At 63.5% G+C, this 6,839-nt stretch carries 8 protein-coding genes; 6 read left to right on the top strand and 2 right to left on the bottom strand.

What is annotated here, in order from left to right:
- Positions 1-95 precede the first annotated feature (95 nt).
- Both RZ1_RS28980 and RZ1_RS28975 read right to left on the bottom strand, forming a co-directional pair.
- A complete protein-coding gene (locus RZ1_RS28980) occupies positions 96-1,013 on the bottom strand; it encodes an IS3 family transposase (protein WP_072816343.1) in 918 nt (305 codons plus the stop codon).
- On the bottom strand, positions 1,013-1,336 hold the full coding sequence (locus tag RZ1_RS28975; protein ID WP_072816344.1) for a transposase: 324 nt from the start codon (positions 1,334-1,336) through the stop codon (positions 1,013-1,015). The genes RZ1_RS28980 and RZ1_RS28975 overlap by 1 nt, the downstream gene beginning before the upstream one ends.
- A gap of 132 nt (positions 1,337-1,468) precedes the next feature.
- Here RZ1_RS28975 and RZ1_RS28970 point away from each other — a divergent pair, with 132 nt between their 5' ends.
- From RZ1_RS28970 to RZ1_RS28945, 6 genes are all read left to right on the top strand, one after another.
- Positions 1,469-2,470, top strand: a complete 1,002-nt coding sequence (locus RZ1_RS28970; protein ID WP_072816341.1) for an IS481 family transposase — start codon at positions 1,469-1,471, stop codon at positions 2,468-2,470.
- A 104-nt stretch (positions 2,471-2,574) separates the two neighbouring features.
- Positions 2,575-3,363 (top strand): MlaE family ABC transporter permease, encoded by a 789-nt coding sequence (locus RZ1_RS28965; RefSeq protein WP_072816339.1) that lies wholly within the window; start codon positions 2,575-2,577, stop codon positions 3,361-3,363.
- Positions 3,364-3,502: 139 nt separating this feature from the next.
- Positions 3,503-4,279 carry an MlaE family ABC transporter permease gene (locus RZ1_RS28960; RefSeq protein WP_238071992.1) on the top strand — a complete coding sequence of 259 codons (777 nt, stop codon included), beginning with the start codon at positions 3,503-3,505 and terminating at the stop codon, positions 4,277-4,279.
- A 1-nt stretch (position 4,280) separates the two neighbouring features.
- Positions 4,281-5,444 carry an MCE family protein gene (locus RZ1_RS28955; protein WP_072816335.1) on the top strand — a complete coding sequence of 388 codons (1,164 nt, stop codon included), beginning with the start codon at positions 4,281-4,283 and terminating at the stop codon, positions 5,442-5,444.
- On the top strand, positions 5,444-6,445 hold the full coding sequence (locus tag RZ1_RS28950; protein WP_072816333.1) for an MCE family protein: 1,002 nt from the start codon (positions 5,444-5,446) through the stop codon (positions 6,443-6,445). The genes RZ1_RS28955 and RZ1_RS28950 overlap by 1 nt, the downstream gene beginning before the upstream one ends.
- On the top strand, positions 6,445-6,839 hold a 395-nt coding region (locus tag RZ1_RS28945), incomplete at its 3' end, for an MlaD family protein (RefSeq protein WP_139282064.1). The genes RZ1_RS28950 and RZ1_RS28945, both read left to right, overlap by 1 nt.

Genomic DNA, 6,839 nt, shown 5'->3' with positions numbered 1-6,839 from the left:
CTGTTGCGGGCCATGACGTTGTAGACACCAGCACGAGGGGTTGAAGAAGGCGGACTGAGGTTCCCCCCGAATGGTGGACAAGGGGATTACATGCTTCAGACGACTGCCGCCTGGAGCGACTTCTCGTAACCGTCGGGACTGTCCATCCCCACGGCCGAGTGCCGTCGAACAGTGTTGTAAAAGCCAATCCATCTGTCAACTGCAGCAACGAGATCGAACTTCGTCGCATAGACGTGCCGATAGTATTCCTCGTGCTTGAACGTCGACCAGAACGATTCGGATGGACTGTTGTCCCAACAGATCCCGGTCTCACCCATCGACCGACGCAAGCCGTGCCGGACACACGACGCCGCAGTCAGGTGGGCCGTGTATTCCCCACCTCGGTCCGAATGCAGGATCGTCTCACGACACTGTCCATCGCGCGTGGCCACGGCCCGATCGATGGCCGTCGTGACCATCTCGGCGCCGATATGATCGGAAACGCTGTATCCCAACACTTTCCGGGAATGACCATCGCGGATGGCACACAAGAACATGTCTCCCTCACCGCAGGTGAGATAGGTGATGTCGGTGAGCCAGACCGCATCGACCCTGCCCTGGTCGAAGTGCCGGTCGATCAGATCCGGCGGGAACGACGCCTGTGGATCGACCACTGTGGTCTTGATCTTGAACGTGCGCGGACTGATGCCCTCCACGCCCATCGAGGCCATGATCTTGGCTACCGTCTTCGTGCTCACCACCTCACCGCGGGACCGTAATTCGGCGGTGACCCGCGGCGATCCGTAGGTTCCCTTCGATTCCTTGTGAACATCGATGATCTTGACCTCGAGGTCGGCGCGGCGCTGTTGCCGCGGCGTCAACACCGTGGCGGCTCTGCGCTTGACGTGCTGGTAGTAGCCGGATGTGGATACTGCCAGCAGCCGTGCCATCCGCGTGATCGAAAAGCGCTCACCTTCCGGCGCGGTCGTGCCGGCGGTCTCTTCGATGTCATCGGGGCCGGCGTACTTCACCATCAGATCGAACCGGGTCGATTCTTCTGCAGTGCGGCAAAGTACGCCGAAGCTTTTACCAGGAAGGCGTTGTCCTTCTCGAGTTCGCTGACCTGCCGCCGCAGTCGTAGTAGCTCGGCGCGTTCGGCCGCGTCCAGGGGTTTCTCTCCGTGGGTCTCGGCGGCGGCGATCCTGCGCCGCTCGACTTTGACCCACTCACCCAACAAACTCTCGTTCAGGCCCAATTCCCGGGCGACCTCTGCGATGGTGCGGCCGGAATCGATCACCCGATGGGCGGCCTCGACCTTGTACTCGGCGGTGAACGACCGGCGCTTGCGAGGTGGCATACGGACATCCTTCCAGCGGGACCGGTGTCCCGCGAACTCGGTGTCCACATTTCGGGGGGAACCTCAGACGGGCCTTCCAACGGCAGGATGGGAAGTACCACCAACTCATCCGCCGACCGAAAGAACCCGTCCATGCTCCACCGTAACGCCCCGCTGTCCGTCGAAGGTCGTCGCCGTCTCGTGCAGCGCTGCCAGACCCGCCCGATCTCCCACGTCGCCGCCGAGATGGGGATCTCCCGAGCCTGCGCCAGCAAATGGATGGCGCGCTACCGCGAACACGGCGAACTCGGCCTACTCGACCGGCCCAGCGTTCCGCACCACCAGCCCACCGCCACACCGGCAGGGACCGTGGCACGGATCGAGACACTGCGGCGGACCCACAAGTGGTCCGCCGCCCGGATCGCCCACGAACTCGCCGCCGACGGCATCACCATCTCGGTGCGCACCGTCAGCCGGCACCTGGCTCACCTCGGCCTGAACCGCCGGAAGTTCCTCGACCCGAACGGCGAGAACAACCGGGAACCACGCCGAATCATCGCCCGCTGGCCCGGGCACATGGTGCACGTCGACATCAAAAAGGTCGGACGTATCCCAGACGGCGGTGGCTGGAGGGTCCACGGTCGGGGCAGCGACCAGGCAAAGAAGGTCGAGCGCACCAAGTCCGCCGGTGCCCGCGCCGGGTACGTCTATCTTCATTCGGCGGTCGACGGGTTCTCCCGCCTCGCCTACACCGAGGCGCTATCCGACGAGAAGGCCGTGACGGCAATCGGGTTCATGCACCGAGCACGGGTGTTCTTCGCCGCCCACGGCATCACGCACATCCATCGGGTCGTCACCGACAACGGGTCGTGTTACCGCGCGAAGGACTTCGCGAAGGTGCTGCACGGTGGTCGGCATCAGCGGATCACCCCGTACACGCCACGCCACAACGGGAAGGTGGAGCGCTACAACCGCATCCTCGCCGAGGAGTTCCTCTACGCCCGTATTTGGACCAGCGAGCAGCAACGCGCCGAGGCACTACAGGTGTGGAATGTGCACTACAACTACCATCGTCCGCATACTGCCGTCGGTAACCGGCCGCCCGCGAGCAAACTCCGGACCGGTGTCACCAACGTCATGGCCTCATACAACTAGCATCTCCGTGTACGAGTGCAGGCCTCGGAAGCCGAGGGCCGTTGCACGAAATGGCCAGATCCACATCCTCGAGATGAACCGATCGTTGCGAGAAGGGCTGTTCGATGTCTGTAGACGGCCGACCGTTGAGGGTGAGCGCCATCGGAAGGAACCTCCGGGTCGCACCGACGGCAGCCGGTGCGTTCTACGCGACGTCGATGGAGACGTTCCGGTGCATGTTCAAACGCCCCTTCCATGCCCGCGAATTCGTTCTGCAGGCGTGGTTCATCGCCGGTGTCTCGATCATGCCGGCGCTGCTCATGGCGATCCCCTTCTGCATGATGTTCGTCTACCAGATCAATATCCTGCTCGCCGAGATCGGCGCGGTCGATCTCAGCGGTGCCGGGGCGGGCGTGGCCATCATTCGCGAGATCGGCCCGGTCGTAACCGTTCTCGTAGTTGCCGGGGCGGGTTCCACCGCTATCTGCGCCGACCTGGGTTCGCGAACGATCCGCGAGGAGATCGATGCGATGAAGGTGTTGGGCATCGACCCGATTCAACGTCTCTGTGTGCCGCGGGTACTGGCATCGACACTGATCGCCATGTTCCTCAACGGCCTTGTCTCAGCCGTCGGCCTGGTGGGCGGGTACATCGCGACGGTGTATATGCAAGGTGCGTCACCAGGCCAGTACGTCACCTCGATCTCGATTCTGACCGGTCTCGACGACTTCCTCATCAGCGAGGTGAAGGCCGCTGTCTTCGGCATGCTCGCCGGACTCGTCGCATGCCATCTCGGCCTGAATGCGAAGGGCGGACCGAAAGGGGTGGGAGACGCGGTGAACCAGACCGTCGTGTTCAGCTTCCTGCTCCTGTTCCTTGCCAACTCGGTCATCACCACTCTCGCGCTGCACTGACAGCGCTCCACAACGCCGCACAGTCGGCTGTCACCAGGAGATTTTCGTGTCGAAAGCAACTCGGGCCACCGGCTCGAGACCCCGGGGTGCAGCGCTCGCGCTACGCGCGGTCGATGCACCGGTCGGCTATTTGGAGGAGATGGGGCGGCAGTTCCACTTCTACACCCACACCGTCGCCTCCATCCCGCGCACGATCAGGCGCTACCGGAAGGAGACGATCCGGTTGCTCGCCGAGGTCAGCATGGGCACCGGCGCCCTCGCCGTCATCGGTGGAACCCTTGTCGTCGTTGCCCTTCTCACGACCGCGGTGGGCTACGAGGTCGGCCAGCAGGGAGTGACCTCACTGGGCCGCATCGGGATCGGCGCGCTCTCCGGCTTCATCTCGGCCTTCTTCAATACCCGCGAGGCGATCCCCGTGATCGCGGGTATCGCCCTGACAGCAACGGTGGGCGCGGGCTTCACCGCGCAGCTCGGTGCCATGCGTGTCAGCGAGGAGATCGACGCGATGGAGACGATGTCGATTCCGTCGCTCCCCTACCTCGTCACGACGCGTGTCGCCGCGGGGATCATCGCGGTGATTCCGCTGTATGCGGTCGCACTGTTCGTGGGATATGTTGCCACCCAGCTGGTTACCGAGTTCCTCGGCGAAGCGAGCGGGACCTACCAGCACTATTTCAACGTGTTCCTCGTTCCCAGCGACGTCGCGTGGTCGATGGTGAAGGTCGTCGCCATGTCCGTGGTGGTCATGTGCGTGCACTGCTACCACGGCTACAACGCGACGGGCGGCCCCGCCGGCGTCGGCGTCGCGGTCGGTCGTGCCGTTCGCACCTCGCTGATCGCGATCATGGTCATCGATCTGCTCATCGGCATCGCTGTCTACGGCGGATCCGCCGGCGCCGTGAAAGTGTCGGGCTGATATGGGTGGCCACCTCGAAGAACGGAGCCGCCTCGCCTACGTACTGCTGGGCGTGTGCCTGGTTGCGCTGATGGCGTCCGCCACAGTTGTGTGTGTCGGCGCCTATCGCGGATCGTTCACGTCGACCGTTCCGGTCACGTTGTACTCGGCGCGGTCGGGACTGATGCTCGAACCCGGTTCGGACGTCAAGATGCGTGATGTCGTCGTCGGACGGGTATCGAGTGTCCACCTGGTCGACGGTCAGGCCGAGATCGCCCTGGATATCGACCGTGACCACACTCGGGCGATACCCGAGAATGTCACGGCCGTGATCGACCCGACCACCCTGTTCGGGCGGAAGTTCGTCACACTGATCCGGCCGGAACACCCCTCGGCAACATCGGTGTCGGCAGGTTCGGTCGTCCGGAGTACCGGCGTTGCCACCGAGGTCAACGACCTCCTGGACTCACTCGTCACGGTCCTGCGGACGGTGGAGCCGCAGAAGGTCAATGCCACCCTGAACGCACTGTCCACCGCCCTGCAGGGGCGCGGCGGGGACCTCGGCGACATGATGGTCGAGCTCGACACCTATCTGTCGGAATTCAACGGCAGCCTCCCCACTCTCCAGCGCGACCTGGTCAAGGGCGCCGAGGTCGCCGATGTCCTCGCCGACGCCGCTCCCGACCTCCTCCGAACGATCGACCGGGTGAGCGCAACCAGTGACACGATCACCGAAAAGGAACAGCAGTTCAACGCATTCCTTCTCAGCTTCAGCGGTTTCGGGAACAGCGGGCATAGCCTGTTCGAGGCCGCCGGAGTCTCCCTCGAATCGACACTCGATGCGTTCGAACCGACGACTGCGCTGCTCGCGCAACACGCCCCGATGTACCCGTGCTTCCTTGCCGATCTGGATCAGGCCAACCGGTTCCTCGAACGCACGGTCGGCGGCAGCGATCAGCCGGGCCTGAACATCCTCGGGACACTGCTGATGGGCGACCCTCCATACACCTACCCGGAGAACGCGCCGCGCAACGGCGCAGACGGCCCACCGCGGTGCTACGACCCGGAACAACCTCCCGGCCACACTCCGTTCGACGACGGCAGCGACGCGTACCGACCCGCCCGGACAATGGAGGACCTTGTCGGTAATCCGTTTGCCCAGCTCATGTTCGGAGGTGAAGGTTGATGACGAGGGGTCCGGGAATCAAGCTGCTCGCCTTCGTCCTCGTCACGTCACTGACCGGGTTCGGCGTGGCCACCGTGGTCGGCAACATGCGGTTCGGCAGCACACACACCTATCAAGCGGTCTTCGCGAACGCCTCGGGACTCGGCAACGGTGAGGACGTCAAGGTCGGCGGAGTGCCGCTGGGCAAGGTCGAGGATGTCGAGGTGGCCCCCGACGGCACCGCTGTCGTCTCGTTCTCCCTTTCGACCGAACGCCGGCTGACGGCGGGAACGACCGCGGCGATCAGGTACAAGAACCTGATCGGTGACCGCTACCTGGAGCTGTCGAACGGAGCAGGCGCCATCAGCGCACTCGAGGGTCCCATTCCGATCGAGCAGACCACACCGGCGCTCGATCTCGATCAGGTGGTCAACGGTTTCCGGCCCCTGCTTCAAGGCCTCGACCCCGATCGGACCAATCAGCTGACGACGTCGCTGATAGAGGTGCTCAACGGCCAGGAGGAGAGCATCGGCCGCCTGGTCGCCCAGATCGGAGCACTCAGCAACTCCCTGGCGGATCGAGATCAGGCGATCGGCCGGGTGGTGAGCAACTTCAACACGGTCGTCGGGACGGTGAGCGACCGCAGTGAACAGTTCTCGTTGCTCATCGATCAGCTCCAGAGGCTCGTCGAGGGCCTCGACGGCGATCGTGACCAGATAACGAATTCGCTGACGAGCATCGATCGCGTGACCGACACCCTGGCCGGGGTGCTAGAGCAAAATCGTCCTGCGATCGCGGAGGACGTGGTCGCGCTCGGCGATCTCGCAGGAAACCTGAACGCGAACACGGAGACGATCGACCTCGTGCTGTCGACATTGCCGGAGAACTACCGGCTCATCTCACGCGTTGCCGGGTACGGCAGCTTCGTGAACTTCTTCGTGTGCGGCCTCGCAGTCAAGTACGCACCCGGGCCGGGCGGTATGACACCGATGTTCACGGCGCCCGCAGAAAGGTGTCGGTGATGATCGGCAAATCATTCCTCGAACGCGACGCCTTTCGGATGGGTCTCATCGGGACGGCACTCTTGATCGGAGGCCTGCTCCTCGCGTTGAACGTCAAGTCGATACCCGGATTCAACGGAGCAACGACATATCGCGCCGAGTTCGCCGATGCCAGTGGCCTTGCCGTGGGCGACTCGACTCAGATAGCTGGAGTGAAAGTCGGTGAAGTGACATTGATTTCACTTGGCGAAGGCAAAGTGGACGTCGAGTTCGACGTCGACGGTGGTTCCGTTACTCTCGGTGACGACACCTCCGTTGCAATCAAGGTCGAAACCGCACTCGGCCGGCGCTACCTGGAGATCACACCAGGAAATCACGGACAGCTTGCCGCAGATTCCACCATTCCGACTTCGCG

Origin of the sequence: Rhodococcus zopfii NBRC 100606 = JCM 9919 (genome assembly GCF_001895025.1) — a bacterium.
GTDB classification, from domain to species: Bacteria; Actinomycetota; Actinomycetes; order Mycobacteriales; family Mycobacteriaceae; genus Rhodococcus; species Rhodococcus zopfii.
Note: the sequence above shows the minus strand (reverse complement) of the source record. Positions and strands in the feature narration are given on the sequence as shown.

What these genes read in the sequence shown, in the direction of transcription:
- RZ1_RS28955 (WP_072816335.1), top strand. Translation starts at nt 4,281, where the DNA reads ATGGGTGGCCACCTCGAAGAACGGAGCCGCCTCGCCTACGTACTGCTG.
- RZ1_RS28975 (WP_072816344.1), bottom strand. Translation starts at nt 1,336, where the DNA reads ATGCCACCTCGCAAGCGCCGGTCGTTCACCGCCGAGTACAAGGTCGAG.
- RZ1_RS28970 (WP_072816341.1), top strand. Translation starts at nt 1,469, where the DNA reads ATGCTCCACCGTAACGCCCCGCTGTCCGTCGAAGGTCGTCGCCGTCTC.
- RZ1_RS28960 (WP_238071992.1), top strand. Translation starts at nt 3,503, where the DNA reads ATGGGGCGGCAGTTCCACTTCTACACCCACACCGTCGCCTCCATCCCG.
- RZ1_RS28965 (WP_072816339.1), top strand. Translation starts at nt 2,575, where the DNA reads ATGTCTGTAGACGGCCGACCGTTGAGGGTGAGCGCCATCGGAAGGAAC.
- RZ1_RS28980 (WP_072816343.1), bottom strand. Translation starts at nt 1,013, where the DNA reads ATGGTGAAGTACGCCGGCCCCGATGACATCGAAGAGACCGCCGGCACG.
- RZ1_RS28950 (WP_072816333.1), top strand. Translation starts at nt 5,444, where the DNA reads ATGACGAGGGGTCCGGGAATCAAGCTGCTCGCCTTCGTCCTCGTCACG.